Origin of the sequence: Pedobacter yonginensis (genome assembly GCF_003173595.1) — a bacterium.
Classification (GTDB): Bacteria; Bacteroidota; Bacteroidia; order Sphingobacteriales; family Sphingobacteriaceae; genus Pedobacter; species Pedobacter yonginense.
Map to the genome: position 1 here is coordinate 904629 of NZ_QGNZ01000001.1, position 18106 is coordinate 922734.

An 18106-nucleotide genomic window follows, 5' to 3' on the forward strand; every position below is an offset into this window, starting at 1 on the left:
AAAGGGAGAAATTTCAGAGCTTGTATTCAGAGCCCTCAAGGTTCTGAATGCTGGTAAATTACAATCTTAACTTCGCAAAGAAATCCCAGAAAACGATGCCGGCAGAAATCACGATATTAAAAGAATGCTTGGTGCCAAATTGTGGTATTTCAATGCACTCATCAATTTTGGCCATAACTTCATCGCTCACGCCGTCCACCTCATTGCCAAAAATTAGGGCATATTTTTTATCAGGATTGGGCGTGAAAGCATTCAGCATAGTGCTTTTCTCGGCTTGTTCTATGGCCACAATTTCGTAACCCAAGGTTCTTAGTTCATCAATGGCCTCCATAGTGCTTGGATAGTGAATCCAATCGACAGATTGCGTGGCCCCCAAAGCCGTTTTTTCAATCTCTCTGTGTGGTGGTTGCGCAGTAATGCCACAGAGTACCACTTTCTCTAAGGCAAATCCATCAGCGGTTCTAAATATCGAACCAATGTTGTGCATACTTCGTACATTATCCAAAACGGCAATGACAGGTAATTTTTCTTGCGCTTTAAATGATTCGATATCTGGACGGTTTAACTCGTCTAATTTTAATTTTCTCATGTCTAAATTTTACCAAAACACCTAAATTACTTCAATCATCAATGATTGAGAGTGCAGTGGTTTTATTTTTTTTACCCTAATCAGAATACTTCAATCCAAATGATCAAAAATATTTATTAAAGCGAACAATAATAGTATGTTTGTTTAGGAAACAAAGCCCTAAGTTACAATTTATGAGCATTCAGCAAACACCCACAGGAAATTTTATTGATGGCGAAGAAGTCATCGCGATTGAACTTACCAATAGCAAAGGTACTTATGTAAAAATCTTTAATTATGGCGCCACAATAAATAAGTTCGTTGTTAAAAATGCGCATGGCGATATGCAGGATATTGTTCTTGGCTTTGATGATTTTGAACAGTATCTGGATAAAGATTACCTAAAAAACAACCCGTATCTGGGCGCAGTGGTTGGGCGTTACGCCAATAGAATTAAAGATGGTCGCTTGACAATAGATGAAAAAATCTATCAATTAGAAAAAAATGATGGTGCAAATTGTTTGCACGGCGGTTTGCTTGGCTTCGATAAAAAAGTATGGGATATTGTGGATTGGAACGAGGAACAATCGTTGGTTACGCTTCAATATGAAAGTGTTGGTGGTGAAGAAAACTTTCCCGGAAATTTAATCGTGGATTTAACTTTCGAACTTACTGAAAATGATGAGCTTATATTAAGTTATGAGGCTGAAACAGATCAAGCTACAGCCATTAATTTAACACACCATGGCTATTTTAATCTAGCGCCAGAGGGCGGATATATTGGCAAACATAAACAACAGATTTTTGCATCAAACTACCTCGAACAGGATGAAAATTATTGTGTTACAGGTAAATTAATTGCAGTGAAAGATTCTCCGCTTGATTTTACTCAAGCTAAATACCTAGATCAAAACTGGAATCCGGATTATGGTTATGACCAAACCTTTGTTTTGGATAAGATTTATGGAGATTTATCTTTAGCAAGCAAAACAAATGAGGAGCAAAGCGGTTTAACATTAAGTATTTACACTACCGAACCTGTAGCGCATTTATATACCGCTAAGTATTTAAGTGTTAAGAATGGAAAAGGCGGAAAAGACTATAATGGCTTTGATGCCTTTTGTGTAGAAACTCAACATCATCCAAATGGGATTAACATTCCAGAATTTCCATCAACCATTTTACGTCCGGAAGACTTATACACGCAAACAACCATTTACAAAGTTTCACTTAACAAGTAATTATGTTCAGCATTGAAGAAATTAAAATTGCAGAATCCAAAATAGAAACAGGGGCCGATTTCCCAAAATTTATATCAGAAATTAAAGCTTTGGGTGTAAAACGAAACGACGTTTATGTTTCTAATGGCTTATCAGTTTACTTTGATGGGGATGACCACTCGCAGCAAGTGAGCCCAGATGAATACCCTAATTTGGTCATCAACGATGAATCATCCGTAGAGAAATTGAAACACGCTCTAAGTGTTCACCAAAGTGGAGAAACCGATTTTACTACATTTTGTAAGCAAGCTGCAGATGCTGGCGTTGAGAAATGGGTAATTGATGTGGATGAAATGACCTGTACATACTTAGATTCGGAAGGACATGAGCTGATTAAAGAAAATATTCCGCAGGTTGTTTAGACGACAGTTTTGTGTATTAGCTTGAGTTCTTTTTAAGACTAAAGGAGAAAGACCAAAGGAAAAAGACTAAAGCAAAAAGACCAAAGGAGAAAGACCAAAGGGGAAAAGACTAAAGCAAAAAGACCAAAGAAAAAAGACCGAAGGGGAAAGACCGAAGGGGAAAGACCGAAGGGGAAAGACTAAAGGAGAAAGGCCAAAGGGGATAGACTAAAGGAAATAAACATCCATTAAGATGCTGAAATAAATTCAGCATGACGCGCTCATACTAAATTTATTTAAGGGTATCTGCTATTCCCAATTGTACTATCTTTAAAATGAGGAATTTGCCAAACATCCTCATTTTATATCATTTATCGCAACCTAAATCCTTTCGAGAACCATTTTAATGGCCTGCTCCACAATTTTGTTGGGGTTTTGGCTAAATTCTAACTTCACACGACTTGCCAAAATAGCATTTACCGATAAGGCTTTATGACCCAAAACTTTAGCTAAGGCATAAATTCCAGCGGTTTCCATTTCCAAATTGGTGATGCGATTATGATTGCTTTTGAAGCTATTGATTAAGCCTATAAAATTTGACACTGCATTTTTCGCCCTAACTTGCCGACCTTGTGGTGCATAAAAGCCTGGTGCAGTAACCGTAATGCCCTTTTCCATATCTTTCCCAATGGTGTTTAAGAGAACGTCGTTTGCAGAAGTGAGGTAAGGATGGATGTTTTTTAAATGTGCAAAGTGTGTTTTAACTTCATCAAGTAAACTTCGTTCATCGCCAGCAAGTTCGTGGATGTAGTAATTCATTAAAGCATCCATACCCAAACCAAAACTAGATGCCAAAATTGTACCCATTGGTACGTCTGGCTGTACAGCACCTGAGGTTCCGATACGAATGATGTTTAAGGATGTTAGATTGGTTTTTACCTCACGAGTGTGGAAGTCGATATTCACCAAAGCATCAAGTTCATTTAAAACAATATCAATGTTATCCGTTCCGATACCTGTGGAAAGCACCGTAATTCTTTTCTGTCCAACAAAACCGGTATGGGTAATGAATTCACGCTTGCCTTTTTTGAATTCTATGCGATCGAAATGTTTACTTACTTCACCAACACGATCGGGATCGCCAACGGTTATTACCGTTTCGGCAACATCTTCTGGCAGTAAATTTAAATGATAGATACTGCCATCGGGATTAATGATTAAGTCACTTTCAGCTATTTTCATGGGGTTCAGTATGGTATGAAATTTTAATTGTCAAACACTTAGCTCAAGCAGATACCTACGTTGTACTGAGGTATTTCAGTTTTGCGCCGTCTATTTTATCAAACTTAGTTAAAACTTGATTCAGTTGTGCTTTTCTCACCTCAAAAGTTAATGTGCAGTGTATATCGAAATTTTGGGAAAGCATGTCTAAACTTTCTTCCTTCAGCAATTTCATCACATCGTTCATTTGCAAGTATTCAAATTGCACCTCGTAAACATCGTTAACGGTTTTCGTGATTATGGTGCCCGCCTTAATTGCCTCTATACTAGCCATTTTATAGGCATTGATTAAACCAGGAACACCCAATAAAGTTCCACCAAAATAGCGCACTACGACAATTAAAATGTTGGTCAAATCTTCTGATAAAAGACAGTTCAAAATCGGCCGACCCGCCGTCCCAGAGGGTTCTCCATCATCATTAATTCTAAAAATTGATCGATCTGGCGTTAAACGGTAGGCATAGCAAAAATGCCTTGCTTTGACATGTTCACTCCTTAAACCAGATATTATAGGTTTAATTTCCGCTTCCGAACGAATAGGATAGGCATAACCTATAAACTTACTCCCCTTATCGCGAAAAACACCTTCTGATGGCTTGGAAATTGTTTTGTAAGAATCATCGAATAGCATGCAACTGAGATAACGTTATAAAAATGATTGCAACCAAGGCAAATAGTATTCCTGCATAATTCAGCTTGCTTAACTTTTCTTTAAATATGATGATTCCGATCAGGCTACCCAGCACAATAACACCCAAATTCATAGCTGCAAATACAGTTGATGGGTTTTGAGCCAGTGCTTGGTGGGCTTTCAAATAGAACAAAATATTGCCGAAGTTAAACATCCCTAAGATTAAGCCACAGGCCAAATTAACCAGTTGCAATTTGGTTTTTTTAGCTAGTAGCATGACCACCACAATAATTAAGGAGACACAAAAGGCCAAACAAAACACAGTGAACAGGGAAGTGGTGTAAGGCAGCGATTTAAATAGTGCTATTTGCTTAAAAAGAACATCAATAAAACCAAAACCAAGAAATACCAATATTGGATATAACCAATTGTTTGTTTGGTCGCCATCCTTTTCCTTCCTAAAAAAGGTAAAAAATATGGCTAAAAACCCTATGCCCAAACCAATAAGCTTATATGCATTAAATTCTTCTTTAAAAATAAAATAGGCAGCAACTATTGGGATAAACAAAGATAGACGCTGTGCAATATCCGTTTTAACAATACCCAATTTTTTAACGGATGCAGCAAGAATCAAAAATATAGATGGCAGCAATATTGCCAAGCCCATGTAAATAGGCCAGGGTGCATCTGCATGTAGCGCTTTAATATCGGGTTTGAAGAACAGAAAGCACAATGACAATGCGGCGAAATAGTTAACCGTAACGGCTTGGATAATGCTGATTTGATATCGTTTGGCCAGCTTTAACAATACGGCAACGGTTACACTACAAAGAACACTTAAAATAATGTATATCATTAAATTGTATGGTTTATATAAATAGAAAGTTTATCCAGTCCAATATGGATTTGCTCTCGTAATTCACCGTTAATAATAGGCGATCGCAATCCATTTGGCCAGCTGTTTGGGGCAGTGAATACACGGGCCTCATCCCAAAGATTAGCGGTTAAAAACTGATTTAAAATGTTTGCACCGCCTTCAATAATTACAGATTGTACATCCATCAGGTACAGCTGAAATGCTATTTTTTGGGCCAAATAGAAGTGCATATCTTCCATCTGAATGTAATGAACATTGTCAATCACATCAGTTTTAACCTCATTAAAGATGATGGTTTTGGCTGCGCTATTGAAAATGTGGTTACTTTGCGGAACCTGCAAGTCTTTGTCAATAACTAATCGAACGGGGTTTTTACCAGGCCATTCTCTGCTGGTTAATTGTGGATTATCCATAATTGCCGTTTGCTTGCCAATTAAAATGGCATCTTCTTCAGTACGCCATTGATGGGTTAAACGTTTGGCTAAGGCACCGCTAATCCACTTCTGGTGACCATCTAGGGTGCTAAAATAACCATTAGCGGTTTCGGCCCACTTTAAAATGATATAAGGGCGTTGTTTTTGTATTCTAGAAAAAAACCTCCGATTAAAATATTTACACTCCTCATCTAAAATTCCGCTTTCAACCTCAATTCTAGCATTTTTTAATTTTTCAATGCCCTTGCCATCAACACCAGAAAATGGATCTCTGTTGCCAATAACTACTTTTTTTAGTTTGTGCTTTACGAATAAATCGGCACAAGGGGGTGTTTTTCCGAAATGGGCACAAGGCTCTAAATTTACGTATGCAGTGGCTTGTTGCAGAAGGGTTTCTGCATCTGCTCCAAATCGATCAATAACGGCTTTCACAGCATTTGGTTCTGCATGTGCTTCGCCATATTTTTGGTGGTAGCCCTCACCAATAATTTTATCATCAACAACAATTACGCAGCCCACCATCGGGTTTGGGCTTACATTTCCAATTCCCAGCACGGCCAGCTCCAAACATCGTTTAATATAAAATTCGTGAGTCATTAAAAGCAAAAGTAGTAAAAAATGGAAGATGGGTAGGTTAAAATAAACTCGATATCACTTCAAATCGTTAATTTTACATCAATGAGAATAGGAGAACTAGAAGAGCATTTCCAATTGGAGCTTGAGGAGATTTACGATATTGATGAAAGCAAGGCTTTATTTAGCCTTGCGGCCGAAAATGTCTTGAAGTTATCGCCAAGTAAATTGAAAATGATTAGAGATATTTCCCTCTCTTTTATCGATTTCCAAAAACTCCTCAGCATCTTAAATGATTTAAAAATAGGAAAGCCCATTCAACACATTCTGGGCGAGGCGCATTTTTATGGTTCTATATTTAAGGTAAATGAGCATGTTTTAATTCCCCGGCCAGAAACAGAAGAATTGGTAGATTGGGTAATCCACGATTTGGCGGGGAGGGCAGATATTCAGGTTTTAGATATTGGAACGGGTTCAGGCTGTATCCCGATCAGCATTAAAAAATATCTTCCTCAGGTTAAAGTTACTACAATAGATATTTCGAGCAGAGCAATAGCTACCGCCCAAGAAAATGCCAACATGATTAATACCGATGTGAAGTTTATTGAGGCCGACATCTTAACCTATAAAACCGACTTAAAGTTTGATGTAATTGTGAGTAACCCTCCATATATCAGGGCATTAGAAAAAGAAGCCATGCATCAAAATGTACTTTCCTTCGAACCACACATCGCTTTATTTGTAACGGATGATGAGCCCCTTATTTTTTATAGTAAGATTGCGGATTTTGCCCTTTCCAACTTAAACAACAATGGACTTTTGTATTTTGAGATTAACGAATATTTGGGTGATGAAACCCTAAACATGCTAAAAGACAAGGGCTTAGATACCATTGAATTAAGAAAAGATATGCAAGGAAAAGATCGGATGGTGAAAGTTTTAGTCAACCGATAATTAAGATCTGGGGTGAAATTGAGTGATTACTTCCCTCAAATAATCTCGATCAATGTGCGTGTAAATTTCGGTTGTGGTAATGCTCGAATGGCCCAACATTTCCTGCACGGCCCGCAAATCGGCACCGCCTTCAATTAAATGTGTGGCAAAAGAGTGGCGCAAAGTATGCGGACTTATGGTTTTCTTCAGTCCAGTTGCTATCGCTAAGCTTTTAATCAAATTAAAAATCGAAATGCGCGAAAGCTTAGCCCCAAAGCGATTTAAAAAGATGAAATCTTCGTTTCCCTTCTTTATATTCATGTGCACCCTAACTTCCTTTAGATAAAGGTCAATAAATTTTAGCGCCACGCCACCAATTGGAACTAACCTTTCTTTATTGCCCTTACCAAGCACCTTTATAAATTCAATTTGCGGATATAGATTTGAAATTTTGAGTTCCGTTAATTCCGTTACCCTTAATCCGCAACCATAAAGCACCTCAATTATGGCTTTATTTCGCATACCTTCAGGTTTAGAAGCATCAATGGCTTCAATAAGTCCATTAATTTCGTAAATGTTTAATGTGTCGGGCAGTTTCCTGCTTAATTTTGGTGCTTCAATCAGGGCAGATGGATTGTTTTGAATTACATCCTCAATCATTAAATAACCGAAAAAAGCTTTCAGTCCAGATATTACCCGGGCTTGTGTGCTGGCCTGCATGCCCAAATCGTTCAGCCAAGAAATAAATGTTTTCAGATCTGAGGTGTTGATTTCGGTAATTCCAGGCGCACGGTTTATGGATAGATAATATTGTTGTAGCTTATCAATATCACCCAAATAAGCCTCAACCGAATTTCCAGAAAGCGATCGCTCCAATTGCAAATAAGATTTAAATCCTTTAAGATATGGTGACCAAAGCATGTTTTTATTTGAGATTTTTTATAACATTGCAACGTTACAACATTTAACGGTACAACAGCATATGAAAATACAAATTATTAATGGGCCTAATTTAAATCTTTTGGGGGTGAGGGAGCCATCTATTTACGGAAATACCAGTATCGAAGATTATATCAAGGAACTAAAAAGCATTTATTCCATCATCGAAATTGATTATTACCAAAGTAATGTGGAGGGAGAGCTTATCAACAAACTGCACGAAGTAGGCTTCTCTTACGATGGAATTATACTCAATGCTGGAGGTTATACTCATACATCCGTTGCCATCGCCGATGCGATTGCCGCCATCAAAACTCCTGTGGTTGAGGTACATATCTCTAACATCTACGCTCGCGAAGATTATCGCCATGTATCCTTAACAGGAAAGAATTGCCAAGGGGTGTTAACCGGTTTCGGGATGAAAGGCTATCGTTTAGCGATTGAAAGTTTATTAATTGCTCCATAATTTTTCAAGCTAGCCTTCTTTTTAGTAAGGAGTTTATAAATTAAAGATTTTGAAAAGCAATAGCCGTAGTACTTCGGTTTAGTTCGGCCCCGCTGTATCTCCAAGCGCTATGAAAAATAGCGGCTTTCCGTGCCATCGAGTTTAATTTGCAATTGTAGTGAATCAATTAAAGTTTTAGGTGCGTTAGGAAAGGGATTGAAAACCAATAAGAATGCCTGATTCAACCACCAATACTTGTAAACTAGATAAATGGGCAGCTCAACTAAGCTTAGAAAAATACTTGATTTTCTTAATAAAAAAGGCCCAAACAATGCTACTGCTATACACCCCAGCATGTTTAAAATAAGGTTTCTGAGTGGCTTTCCGCTTGGCTGCAGTTTTAAATATTGATTTAACAAAATGAAAATGCGCTTTGCTAACGGCTAAAGTAAACTTTGGTTTGCCAGTAAGTAGAAAATGCCACCAGGCAATAAAATCAATCCACATTCTTAATGTTATGCGAAACACAGCATCACCTTTCGGCAAATTTTTCTGCATAATAATTAAGTTATTTCTAAAATTTAGGTAGGTTTTAAAAGGATTTTCGGTTTGCAGCGTGCCGCCGCCAACATGGTAAACTTCGGCGTCTGGGCAATATAGAATCTTATAATTTAAATTTTTCAAACGCCAACATAGGTCTATTTCTTCCATGTGCGCAAATAGATCGGCATCTAAGCCACCTGTTTCTCTCCAACAGTTGCTTCTAACGAAGAAGGCAGCACCGCTGGCCCAGAAAACTTCTTTCGCTTCATTATACTGTCCGCTATCAAATTCATAAACATTAAAAAGCCTTCCTCTGCAAAATGGATAGCCATAAATATCTAAATAGCCACCCGCAGCACCTGCGTATTCAAATTGTTTTTTATTCAGTTGCCATTTAATTTTTGGTTGTGCCGCAGCAATTTGTGCATCACTTTCCATTAAATCGATAACAGGTTTAATCCAGTTTGGTGTTACCTCTACATCAGAGTTCAGTAATACAAAATAATCGGCTTCAACCTGTTCTAAAACTTTATTGTAGCCCCCTGCAAAGCCATAATTTAAACTGTTTTGAATAATCTTAACGGATGGAAACTGGGCTTTCAGAAATGCTACAGAATCATCAGTTGAGGCGTTATCACCAACAATGACTTGTAAGTTATCATACTCTGTACGTAAAATCCCGGGTAAAAATTGTTGTAAAAACGCTTTACCGTTCCAGTTTAAAATTACGATGGCTACTGATGGATTCATTGAATTTATTCGGGTTTAAATTTCCAGCGCTTATGGCTCCAAAGCCAAAATTGGGGCTGTTCGTTTATAATATCTTGTAAAAATTGGAAGTGTAAATTGGTAATCTCGTAATCAGACGTTTTAGATGGATCGAGGCACATAGGCAATACCTCAACATTGTAAAAGCCTCGTTTTGGCCGGCTTACTTTAAAATAGTAAATAGGGCGATTGGTTGACTTGGCAATTTTTTCGACTCCTAGCAGGGCGGGAGTGGGTTGGTGCAAAAAATCAACAAAATACTTGGTTTCCTCTCTAGTTGGCGATTGATCGCTAGCAAAACATAAAAGCGTAGGTTCATTTTTATAAGCCGCCATACCCCGCAAGGTTTGTCGCATGGCGATGAATATATTGCCATATTTTGTTCTCAAACCATCAAACCAAGCTTCGAACACTTTATTTTTAATGGGTTTAAATATCACCATTGTTTTGGCAGAAATTTTAAGACCCAAGGCAAGTGTTCCCAATTCCCAGTTGCAATAGTGCCCGGTACAAGCCAAAACACTTTCACCGGTTTTAAAATGCTTTTCTAACTGTTCAAGTCCCTTAAACTTTACGCGCTTTAAAACTTCCTGTTCTGAAATGGTGGTGAGTTTTACAATTTCGAAAATCAGTTCCGCAAGATATTTGAAATAGTTTTTCTCGATAACAATAATTTCCGGCAATGATTTTTGAGGAAAGGAATTAATTAAGTTCTGCCGAACTACCTTTTTTCGATAAGCAATTACGTAATAAAGAAGATAATATAGTAATCTTGCAAAAAAAAACAGAACAGATAGAGGAAGCAACGATAACAGGTACAAAAAAAATACACCAACGTGCGCAATCCCTCTTTTAATCATTATTTTTAAAACGTTTGAGTTACAAACATAAATCTTCAAATGCAAAATACAGCTATACTTCCCTTATTTTATCTTCCACCAGTTGGATATTTTAGTCTATTACAAAAACTAAGCCCTGATATTTTAATCGAAAAGTATGAGCACTTGGTTAAACAAACCTACCGAAACAGGGCAAGTATCTATTCGCCAAACGGCAAATTAGACATTACTGTTCCCTTGGTAAAAGGTGCTAAAACACATACGATAATGAAAGATATTCGGATTAGCTACGATTTCAATTGGCAACGCTTGCATTGGTTAAGCCTAGAAAGTTGTTACAGAAGCTCGGCTTACTTCGAATTTTATGAAGATGAACTTGCTCCCTTTTACAATCAAAAGTTCGAATTTCTATTCGATTACAATACACAAATTTTAGAATGGTTGCTAAAGAAGCTAAAATTGAATATCGAACTCAATAGCACAGCTGAATACCTAGATGATATTGAAAAGGATTTAGATTATCGCGGAATGATGAATCCGAAGAAAACGGAAGATATTGTAAACAATAAGCCATACTTTCAGGTTTTTGAAGATAGGCATCAATTCTTGCCGAATTTAAGCATAGTCGATTTACTCTTTAATCAAGGTCCACAGGCCAAATTATATTTATAAGTTATGGCTAAAAACAAGCCGCGCAGCAGACATAAGCACTATAAAGTTCCCGAACCTGGTACAAGTCCAGGCTTGTATGCTATAGATGATAGTGCCCTGAAACCAATTATTACGCTACATACTTACAACGCCGACACGTATAAAAAAGACGAACTTAAAAATATCAACGATATTGATAAGCTTACTCAAAATAAAGATTTTTATTATTGGTTTGATATAAAAGGCCTAGCCGATCCTAGTATTTTTGAAACGCTAAACTCTAAATTAAACATCAGCAGGTTGGTTTTGGAAGACATTACCAGCTCTTACCAACGCCCCAAGCTGGATGAGTATGATACCGATAAGTATGTTTTTGCCGTGAGTAGGCATTTGTACCTAAACGAAGAGAATGATTTGTGCAATGAGCAAATTTCATTCATTCTCACCTCAAAATGCCTGATCACCTTTCAGGAGAATTATGAAGATTGCTTTAATCCCGTTAGAAAACGCTTAGAAATTGGAAAAGGAAATATCCGCATCGGTGGAAGCAGCTATTTAATGTACGCGATTATGGATGTGATCATCGATAATTATTTCACATTGTTAAATTATTGGGGCGAAGAATTGGATGCGATAGAAGATCGCCTATTTGATAATCCAGATAAAAGGATTATGTATGATACTCAAGGAATTAAGCGCTCTCTTATTATGATTAGAAAGGTTGCATGGCCGGAAAGAGATAAACTAAACGATATTTTAAGGAGCGATAGCGACCTCATTTCAGACCTTACCAAAACTTACATAAAAGATGCTTACGACCACTGCATTCAAATTATTGATTTTATAGAGTCGCTAAAGGAAATTGCTTCTGCCAATATAGATATGAACTTATCTATAATTTCCAACAGAATGAATGAGATTATGAAGGTGCTCACCATCATATCCTCCATATTTATACCGCTTACTTTTATTGCGGGGATTTACGGAATGAATTTTAGCAGAGAAGACCCCGTTACCGGAAAAGTGCTGCCAGCAAACATGCCAGAATTATACCAACCACATGGCTATGTTTATGTTTGGGCAGTTATGGTCATTATCGCCATCGTTCAAGTGATATATTTTTGGCGTAGGGGCTGGTTTAAGTAACTTAAAACTGAGAAATGCTTTAAAACTATATCCAATTATTAGTAGCTTTAACAAGTTTTTTGGCTCGGTTAAAAATGCAATCATTCGAAATAGATAAAAGCGACGTACTTAAGGTTAAAAATGCAATTTTAGCTGGTGATGAAACTCTAAAGGAGGTTTTGGCAGATTATCATGCCTCCGAAATTGCCATTCTTTTCGAAAGGCTGGATAAAGCAGAGCAGCAACACATTATCAATATCCTTCCCGCAGAGATAGCTTCGGAAATTATTTCGGAAATGGATGAAGAATCCCATCCTGAGGATTTACTTTTCCAGCTCCATCCGGATAAGCGTACAGAAATTGTTGAAGAACTGGATTATGATGATGCAACAGACATCATTTCTCAACTCGAAGACCACGAGCAGAAAGAAATTCTGGAAGATCTTAATGAGGAAGATGCATCGAATATCCGCAACCTCTTAACCTACGACGAAAAAACCGCTGGTGGTTTGATGAATACAGATCTAATCTGTGTCAACATCAACCTAACCAAAAAGGATGCAATTGATGAAATTATCCGCCAAAGCGAAGAAATGGAAGAATTTTATACCATTTACGTCGTTGATGATCATGACATTTTTCAAGGGATTGTTTCTCTAAAAGACATTATAAAAGCAAAGCATAATGCCAAAATTACCGAGTTGGTAAAAATGGATGCCGTGTATGTGCGCCCAGATACAGATCAAGAAGAGGTGGCCAATCTGATTTCTCAGTACAACTTAACCAGTATTCCCGTTGTGGATGAGTTGCACAAGTTATTGGGTAGAGTAACCTTTGATGATGTTATCGATGTGATGGAAGCAGAAAGTACCGAAGATATCTTGAAAATCTCTGGGGTTTCTGAAGATGAAGAGCTTAGTGGTAACTGGGTTGAGGCGGTAAAATCGCGTTTACCTTGGTTAATTATCAATTTGGGTACTGCCTTTTTGGCTTCATCTGTAGTGCGCTATTTTGACCCTACAATTAAACTCATTCCATCTTTAGCCGCTTACATGACCATTATAGCCGGTATGGGTGGCAACGCGGCCACACAAGCTTTAGCGGTAACCGTTAGGCGTATTTCATTATACGATTTGACAGATAAACAAGCTTATCGAACTGTATTGAAAGAATTTACAGTCGGCTTAATAAACGGCGCGGCAAATGGTTTAATCGTATTTATTTTCGCATTCTTCTTTGATGGAAACCCAATGCTAGGATTGGTGATCTTTTTGGCTATGACGGGCAATTTGGTTATTGCGGGCATAACAGGAGCAGGGATCCCCTTAATTTTGAAGCGTGTTGGTATCGATCCGGCCATTGCATCATCTATTATTATTACTACTTTTACCGATGTTTTTGGCTTCCTCCTAATTTTGGGTTTAGCCAGCAAACTACTACTATAAAATTTGATCATTTAGTACTCAATAAAAAACAATACTGATCCAATATGCAAGCTACAAGACACGACTGGACCAAAGAAGAAATATCAGAAATTTACAATAGACCATTTTTAGATTTGGTTTACGAAGCCGCAACCATCCACAGAGAAAATAAAGATTACAATGAAGTGCAAGTAAGCTCGCTAATCTCCATAAAAACAGGAGGTTGCGCCGAAGATTGTTCATACTGCCCACAAGCGGCCCGTTACCATACAGAATTAGAAGTTCAACCTTTAATGCAGGTTAGCCAAGTGGTTAGCGCAGCCGTTAAGGCAAAAGAAGGTGGTGCATCGCGTTTATGTATGGGTGCTGCTTGGAGAGAAGTTAGAGATAACCGTGATTTTGACCGAGTTATTGAAATGGTTAAAGCGGTAAACGAAATGGACATGGAAGTTTGCTGTACCTTGGGAATGCTTACCGAAAATCAGGCACAACGTTTAGCAGATGCCGGCTTATATGCATACAATCATAATATCGATACTTCAGAGGATGACTACAAGAGAATTATTTCCACCAGAACGTATGATGATCGTTTAAATACCATAAAAAACGTTCGCAAAGCAAAACTTACAGTTTGTAGCGGTGGAATTATTGGTTTAGGTGAAACGGTTGAAGATCGCGTTTCGATGTTGCAAACGCTATCCAACATGGAAAAACATCCAGAATCTGTTCCCGTTAATGCATTGGTACCCGTAAAAGGAACACCTTTAGAAAACCAGCCTCGCGTACCGATTTGGGATATGGTACGAATGATTGCAACTGCACGCATCGTTATGCCTAACTCTATTGTACGTCTGTCAGCAGGAAGAAATGAAATGAGTACATTAGAACAAGCCTTTTGTTTTATGGCAGGGGCAAGCTCTATTTTTGCCGGTGATAAATTGTTAACCACGCCAAATCCAGCATTTGTTGATGACATGGCCATGTTCGAGTTATTGGGCTTAAAAACCCGCGATGCCTTTAAAAACGGTCGCCCAGCCAATACCCAAATTGCAGAAGAAATGGCTTAAACCAATTACATAAAAAAGAAAAAGCGATCAATTGATCGCTTTTTCTTTTTAAAAATACTTGTGACTATACCGCAGTAACTCTCACTTCAATATTTCCTTTTGTCGCCTTAGAATATGGGCATGCCCGGTGTGCTTTTTCAGCAATTGCCTGAGCTTCTTCGTGAGAAATGCCTGGGATATGCACATCTAAGTCGGCAGATAAAACAAAAGAGTTGCCATCCTTATTAAAAGACACCAAAACATTTACCGAAGCTTCACTTACATCTACACCTTCACGCTCAGCTACAGAACCCAAAGCACCTAAATAACAAGGACCCCAAGCTGCAGCAAATAATTCTTCAGGGTTAGTTGCCCCGCCTTGGCCGCCAAGTTCTTTTGGTTTTCTCAATTCAAAATCGATTATACCATCACTTGATTTTACATGACCGTCTCTTCCGCCCGTTGCCGTTACTTCGGCAGTATATAACTTTTCCATAATTTTTTGCTTAATGCAGGTTAACAAACGAGTTATACCCTTTGTTTTAAATTATGGACATTGTGAATCATGAAGACAAACACTTCAAATGAAGTGTGGTACAGAATTAAAGAGTTTAAAGTTTAATTTTTACCGACAATTTGTAAATATCGTAAGCCACTTTCTGAATCAAATCAAATTGCTCGGGTATTAAATCTTCGCCTTTCATAACCGTTATTCCGGTTTCCGTTAATCTGATTAATGGAACATTCTCAATCGTATTTTTACCTTGTAGCAAATTTTCTATCGATACATCCAAAAGATAATCGGTATTGTTAGAAATTGGTTTCAGCGCATCGAAGCTTTCAAAAGTGAATTGATGTTCCTTATTATAAAGAGATAAGGTAGCGATGTACGAAGACAGCAAATGACTTAAAGCGGTAAATTGATGGATTTCCTTAATGAACAGCTGCTTGCTCTTAGGTTCAGAAAACATTCTTTGAAATAAAGATGCCAAATTCGCTGTACTTACGTAAACCTCTTTTCTCGCTAATTTATATTCCGTTCTATTGTAATTTTTATCAAAGTATAATTTTACAACCTGTGCGTAATAGGCCTTATTTGCCTTAAGGATGTTTAACATGGCCTCCTTAACTTTTTCGTGTTCCCAAGTTGGGAAAAGCGAATAACTGGCTAAAAGCGCAATTCCAGAACCAATAAACGTGTCGTATATTCTTTCTCTTGCTAGCGCGATGGATCCCATACCAAGAAAATCGAATAGGATCAAAATATATGGGGTCATAAACAGCACACTTACCACATAGTTTTTTCGTTGAAAACTGTAGCAGCCAATCATACAAAATAGCAAAATGGCGAATAGGGTATTTTTATCATGGATGTAAGTAATTACCGCCATACCCACAAAAGCCCCTATAGTTGTGCCGATTAACCTTTGATAATTTCGTTCTTTCGTCAAACTAAATCCAGGTTTGGAAATCACCAGAATGGTGAGCAAAATCCAATAACTATGCGAAAAATTAAGGAGTTGCGATACAACGAATCCTAAAAGCATCACCACAGTAACCCTTAACGAATGTCTGAAAGTAGAAGAACCATAAGTCAAATTCTCTGTAAATAAACTAAAATCGAATTTTTGTCGGGTAATAAATTTCTCTGTATCAACTTCAGCCTGACGGATGTCTTTACTGTTCCGAATCTTAAAATAACTGTAAATGGTTTTAACACGAGATAAAATATTTTCAATATTCACCTCAATGTTTTTCAGTGCGATGATGCCGATGGTATTGTATTCCTGGTTCGTATTGTTTCGCTCCAAGTCATTTATTTTTACTTTGAGGCGTTCAATTTCAATCAATAACCGCTTAGAAACGGTAGGTTTACCACCGCTTTTTAGTGCAAAAGCGATATCATCCAAGGCGTAAGAAATTCTCTTGATCGCCATTTCATAATCTGGTAGTATGCCCGATTTATCAAACTGATCGTGCAATTGTTGGTAGTTGTAATAGGTGGACATCACCTGCTCAAACAAGTCAACCATATCAACAAAAACCAATAGCAAAAATCGCCCTTCCGGGGTAGAATCTCTTACAATCTCGCGCGTGCGAAAAAGCAGTTCTCGCACTGCATCTTGCTTTTCGTGTACTGAAACTTGTAATTGAAGTAAATCTGCATAGGTTTTATCGTAATTATTATTTTGATGATAGAACTTTGCCTTCTCTCTTAAAAATTCTGCAACCTCTAAAATAGAATCGCTTAACGATTGCTGAACAAGTCGAAATGGCCTAAGGCGATAAACAAAGTAACTTAATGCGGTGTACCACAAACTACCAGCAAGAACCATTAAGCCATGAATTAATACATCATGCCAAGGGCGAATGTCATCAATACTTAAAACAATTATGAGCAAAACGGCCGTCCCAATTGCAGCAGCCCTAACACCATAAATGTAAAACATAGAGAATATAAAACTTGAAACGGCGAGCAAAAAGCCAATAAAGTAATGGTTTTTGTTTGTTAGGCCTGTAAGAATGGAAAATACGAAAATGAGAACAGTGGTAATCAACATCGCGTTGCGCCTATGCACCATAGGTCCTGGGCTATCTACAACACTTACACACAAAGCGCCAAGCGAGAGGGTCATTCCATACTTAAGCAAACCAAACTGCGCCAAAATAAGAGAGGGGAGTAAAACGCCAATTGTTATGCGCAAGCCATCGGCAAAATACGTACTCAATAAAAAATCTTGTATGTTTCTAATGGGTTGCCTAATCTGCATGGTACAAAAATAACATATTCGCTATGCTTTTTGTTGGCATTTTAAATTAACTTTTTTTCAGATTTTGGAATTTTAAGCAGAAAATGAATCAACGATTCCATATTAAAATCAATATACCTGTTAATAAGACCGTTACGCCGAAATGTTAACAAAGTTCAAAAAACTTATCATGTAAGCTTTGATGGACGTTAATTGATTTTTGAATTGTTAACAACACTGATTATTAGGTGGATAACAATGTTAAAAGAAACAATTAACTTTTTCTTGACGAGTAAGCCTTTTAGCACTAAATTAGATGATATCAAATACGAAGTACTTTGAATTCTGACAAAACAATCCAAAAGAAATAAAGAACCGAAAGGGAAATGTTTCGGATATGTTCAGCAGGAAAACGATCATTTCAGAAAGGGTTAAACCGAGTAAGAATATACATTTTGAAATCGAAAGATGGGAAAATGAGAAAATCGCAAGACCTAACAGAAATTATGGAAAACTGAAGAATTTTACGGAAGGAATCAGTTGGAAATAAATTTTCACGAATCGCAAAAGTTTTAGAACCTAACGACATCGGAAAAATCAAAGTTACAAAGATTAGATGCTTTAAAATACGACCAAGGTTGTTTTTGAAGTAAAAACG

18 protein-coding genes are annotated in these 18106 nt (G+C 37.5%); 8 read left to right on the forward strand and 10 right to left on the reverse strand.

Annotation, left to right across the window (positions count from 1 at the left end):
* Window positions 1-58 precede the first annotated feature (58 nt).
* The gene (locus DHW03_RS03935) at window positions 59-589 is read right to left on the reverse strand and encodes an RNA methyltransferase (RefSeq protein WP_109924421.1); all 531 of its coding nucleotides are present in this window, start codon (window positions 587-589) and stop codon (window positions 59-61) included.
* Between the two features lie 173 nt (window positions 590-762).
* Here DHW03_RS03935 and DHW03_RS03940 point away from each other — a divergent pair, with 173 nt between their 5' ends.
* Both DHW03_RS03940 and DHW03_RS03945 read left to right on the forward strand, forming a co-directional pair.
* Entirely contained in the window at window positions 763-1809 is a 1047-nt protein-coding gene (locus DHW03_RS03940) for an aldose epimerase family protein (protein WP_109924422.1), read from the forward strand.
* Window positions 1810-1811: 2 nt separating this feature from the next.
* Window positions 1812-2210: a DUF1398 domain-containing protein gene (locus DHW03_RS03945; protein WP_109924423.1), complete on the forward strand. Its 399-nt coding sequence runs from the start codon at window positions 1812-1814 to the stop codon at window positions 2208-2210.
* Between the two features lie 360 nt (window positions 2211-2570).
* On the opposite strand, the gene DHW03_RS03950 is transcribed toward DHW03_RS03945, so the two are convergent.
* The 4 genes from DHW03_RS03950 to ribD are packed head-to-tail and all read right to left on the reverse strand — an operon-like array spanning window position 2571 to window position 6009.
* A complete protein-coding gene (locus DHW03_RS03950) occupies window positions 2571-3431 on the reverse strand; it encodes a nucleoside phosphorylase (RefSeq protein WP_109924424.1) in 861 nt (286 codons plus the stop codon).
* A gap of 55 nt (window positions 3432-3486) precedes the next feature.
* Complete coding sequence (locus DHW03_RS03955) at window positions 3487-4101, reverse strand: IMPACT family protein (protein ID WP_109924425.1); 615 nt, start codon at window positions 4099-4101, stop codon at window positions 3487-3489.
* On the reverse strand, window positions 4088-4957 hold the full coding sequence (locus DHW03_RS03960; RefSeq protein ID WP_109924426.1) for a DMT family transporter: 870 nt from the start codon (window positions 4955-4957) through the stop codon (window positions 4088-4090). Before DHW03_RS03960 ends, DHW03_RS03955 begins: the two co-directional genes overlap by 14 nt.
* Window positions 4957-6009: a bifunctional diaminohydroxyphosphoribosylaminopyrimidine deaminase/5-amino-6-(5-phosphoribosylamino)uracil reductase RibD gene (ribD, locus tag DHW03_RS03965; protein ID WP_109924427.1), complete on the reverse strand. Its 1053-nt coding sequence runs from the start codon at window positions 6007-6009 to the stop codon at window positions 4957-4959. The genes DHW03_RS03960 and ribD overlap by 1 nt, the downstream gene beginning before the upstream one ends.
* Before the next feature lie 81 nt (window positions 6010-6090).
* On the opposite strand from ribD, the gene prmC reads away from it, so the two are divergent.
* On the forward strand, window positions 6091-6939 hold the full coding sequence (gene prmC, locus DHW03_RS03970) for a peptide chain release factor N(5)-glutamine methyltransferase (RefSeq protein WP_109924428.1): 849 nt from the start codon (window positions 6091-6093) through the stop codon (window positions 6937-6939).
* Here prmC and xerD read toward each other — a convergent pair whose 3' ends face one another.
* Window positions 6940-7839, reverse strand: coding sequence for a site-specific tyrosine recombinase XerD (gene xerD, locus DHW03_RS03975; RefSeq protein WP_109924429.1), 900 nt, complete (start codon window positions 7837-7839; stop codon window positions 6940-6942). It abuts the gene before it with no gap.
* Between the two features lie 61 nt (window positions 7840-7900).
* On the opposite strand from xerD, the gene aroQ reads away from it, so the two are divergent.
* Window positions 7901-8323, forward strand: coding sequence for a type II 3-dehydroquinate dehydratase (gene aroQ / locus DHW03_RS03980; protein WP_109925001.1), 423 nt, complete (start codon window positions 7901-7903; stop codon window positions 8321-8323).
* Window positions 8324-8581: 258 nt separating this feature from the next.
* Here aroQ and DHW03_RS03985 read toward each other — a convergent pair whose 3' ends face one another.
* Window positions 8582-9595 (reverse strand): glycosyltransferase family 2 protein, encoded by a 1014-nt coding sequence (locus DHW03_RS03985; protein WP_109924430.1) that lies wholly within the window; start codon window positions 9593-9595, stop codon window positions 8582-8584.
* 5 nt (window positions 9596-9600) lie between these two features.
* Window positions 9601-10473 carry a lysophospholipid acyltransferase family protein gene (locus DHW03_RS03990; RefSeq protein WP_109924431.1) on the reverse strand — a complete coding sequence of 291 codons (873 nt, stop codon included), beginning with the start codon at window positions 10471-10473 and terminating at the stop codon, window positions 9601-9603.
* A 39-nt stretch (window positions 10474-10512) separates the two neighbouring features.
* Here DHW03_RS03990 and DHW03_RS03995 point away from each other — a divergent pair, with 39 nt between their 5' ends.
* From DHW03_RS03995 to bioB, 4 genes are all read left to right on the forward strand, one after another.
* Window positions 10513-11124 (forward strand): WbqC family protein, encoded by a 612-nt coding sequence (locus DHW03_RS03995; RefSeq protein WP_109924432.1) that lies wholly within the window; start codon window positions 10513-10515, stop codon window positions 11122-11124.
* Between the two features lie 3 nt (window positions 11125-11127).
* A complete protein-coding gene (gene corA, locus DHW03_RS04000; RefSeq protein ID WP_165825357.1) occupies window positions 11128-12249 on the forward strand; it encodes a magnesium/cobalt transporter CorA in 1122 nt (373 codons plus the stop codon).
* 74 nt (window positions 12250-12323) lie between these two features.
* Entirely contained in the window at window positions 12324-13673 is a 1350-nt protein-coding gene (gene mgtE / locus DHW03_RS04005) for a magnesium transporter (protein ID WP_109924433.1), read from the forward strand.
* A 44-nt stretch (window positions 13674-13717) separates the two neighbouring features.
* Window positions 13718-14719: a biotin synthase BioB gene (gene bioB, locus DHW03_RS04010; protein WP_109924434.1), complete on the forward strand. Its 1002-nt coding sequence runs from the start codon at window positions 13718-13720 to the stop codon at window positions 14717-14719.
* A gap of 64 nt (window positions 14720-14783) precedes the next feature.
* Here bioB and DHW03_RS04015 read toward each other — a convergent pair whose 3' ends face one another.
* Together DHW03_RS04015 and DHW03_RS04020 are read right to left on the reverse strand one after the other, a co-directional pair.
* The gene (locus tag DHW03_RS04015) at window positions 14784-15194 is read right to left on the reverse strand and encodes an organic hydroperoxide resistance protein (protein ID WP_109924435.1); all 411 of its coding nucleotides are present in this window, start codon (window positions 15192-15194) and stop codon (window positions 14784-14786) included.
* Window positions 15195-15309: 115 nt separating this feature from the next.
* The gene (locus tag DHW03_RS04020) at window positions 15310-17469 is read right to left on the reverse strand and encodes an FUSC family protein (protein WP_109924436.1); all 2160 of its coding nucleotides are present in this window, start codon (window positions 17467-17469) and stop codon (window positions 15310-15312) included.
* Window positions 17470-18106: the final 637 nt, after the last annotated feature.

What these genes read in the sequence shown, in the direction of transcription:
- prmC (WP_109924428.1), top strand. Translation starts at nt 6,091, where the DNA reads ATGAGAATAGGAGAACTAGAAGAGCATTTCCAATTGGAGCTTGAGGAG.
- DHW03_RS03960 (WP_109924426.1), bottom strand. Translation starts at nt 4,957, where the DNA reads ATGATATACATTATTTTAAGTGTTCTTTGTAGTGTAACCGTTGCCGTA.
- corA (WP_165825357.1), top strand. Translation starts at nt 11,128, where the DNA reads ATGGCTAAAAACAAGCCGCGCAGCAGACATAAGCACTATAAAGTTCCC.
- ribD (WP_109924427.1), bottom strand. Translation starts at nt 6,009, where the DNA reads ATGACTCACGAATTTTATATTAAACGATGTTTGGAGCTGGCCGTGCTG.
- DHW03_RS03995 (WP_109924432.1), top strand. Translation starts at nt 10,513, where the DNA reads ATGCAAAATACAGCTATACTTCCCTTATTTTATCTTCCACCAGTTGGA.
- mgtE (WP_109924433.1), top strand. Translation starts at nt 12,324, where the DNA reads ATGCAATCATTCGAAATAGATAAAAGCGACGTACTTAAGGTTAAAAAT.
- DHW03_RS03985 (WP_109924430.1), bottom strand. Translation starts at nt 9,595, where the DNA reads ATGAATCCATCAGTAGCCATCGTAATTTTAAACTGGAACGGTAAAGCG.
- DHW03_RS03945 (WP_109924423.1), top strand. Translation starts at nt 1,812, where the DNA reads ATGTTCAGCATTGAAGAAATTAAAATTGCAGAATCCAAAATAGAAACA.
- DHW03_RS03950 (WP_109924424.1), bottom strand. Translation starts at nt 3,431, where the DNA reads ATGAAAATAGCTGAAAGTGACTTAATCATTAATCCCGATGGCAGTATC.
- DHW03_RS04015 (WP_109924435.1), bottom strand. Translation starts at nt 15,194, where the DNA reads ATGGAAAAGTTATATACTGCCGAAGTAACGGCAACGGGCGGAAGAGAC.
- DHW03_RS03935 (WP_109924421.1), bottom strand. Translation starts at nt 589, where the DNA reads ATGAGAAAATTAAAATTAGACGAGTTAAACCGTCCAGATATCGAATCA.
- DHW03_RS03940 (WP_109924422.1), top strand. Translation starts at nt 763, where the DNA reads ATGAGCATTCAGCAAACACCCACAGGAAATTTTATTGATGGCGAAGAA.
- DHW03_RS03990 (WP_109924431.1), bottom strand. Translation starts at nt 10,473, where the DNA reads ATGATTAAAAGAGGGATTGCGCACGTTGGTGTATTTTTTTTGTACCTG.
- xerD (WP_109924429.1), bottom strand. Translation starts at nt 7,839, where the DNA reads ATGCTTTGGTCACCATATCTTAAAGGATTTAAATCTTATTTGCAATTG.
- bioB (WP_109924434.1), top strand. Translation starts at nt 13,718, where the DNA reads ATGCAAGCTACAAGACACGACTGGACCAAAGAAGAAATATCAGAAATT.
- DHW03_RS03955 (WP_109924425.1), bottom strand. Translation starts at nt 4,101, where the DNA reads ATGCTATTCGATGATTCTTACAAAACAATTTCCAAGCCATCAGAAGGT.
- aroQ (WP_109925001.1), top strand. Translation starts at nt 7,901, where the DNA reads ATGAAAATACAAATTATTAATGGGCCTAATTTAAATCTTTTGGGGGTG.
- DHW03_RS04020 (WP_109924436.1), bottom strand. Translation starts at nt 17,469, where the DNA reads ATGCAGATTAGGCAACCCATTAGAAACATACAAGATTTTTTATTGAGT.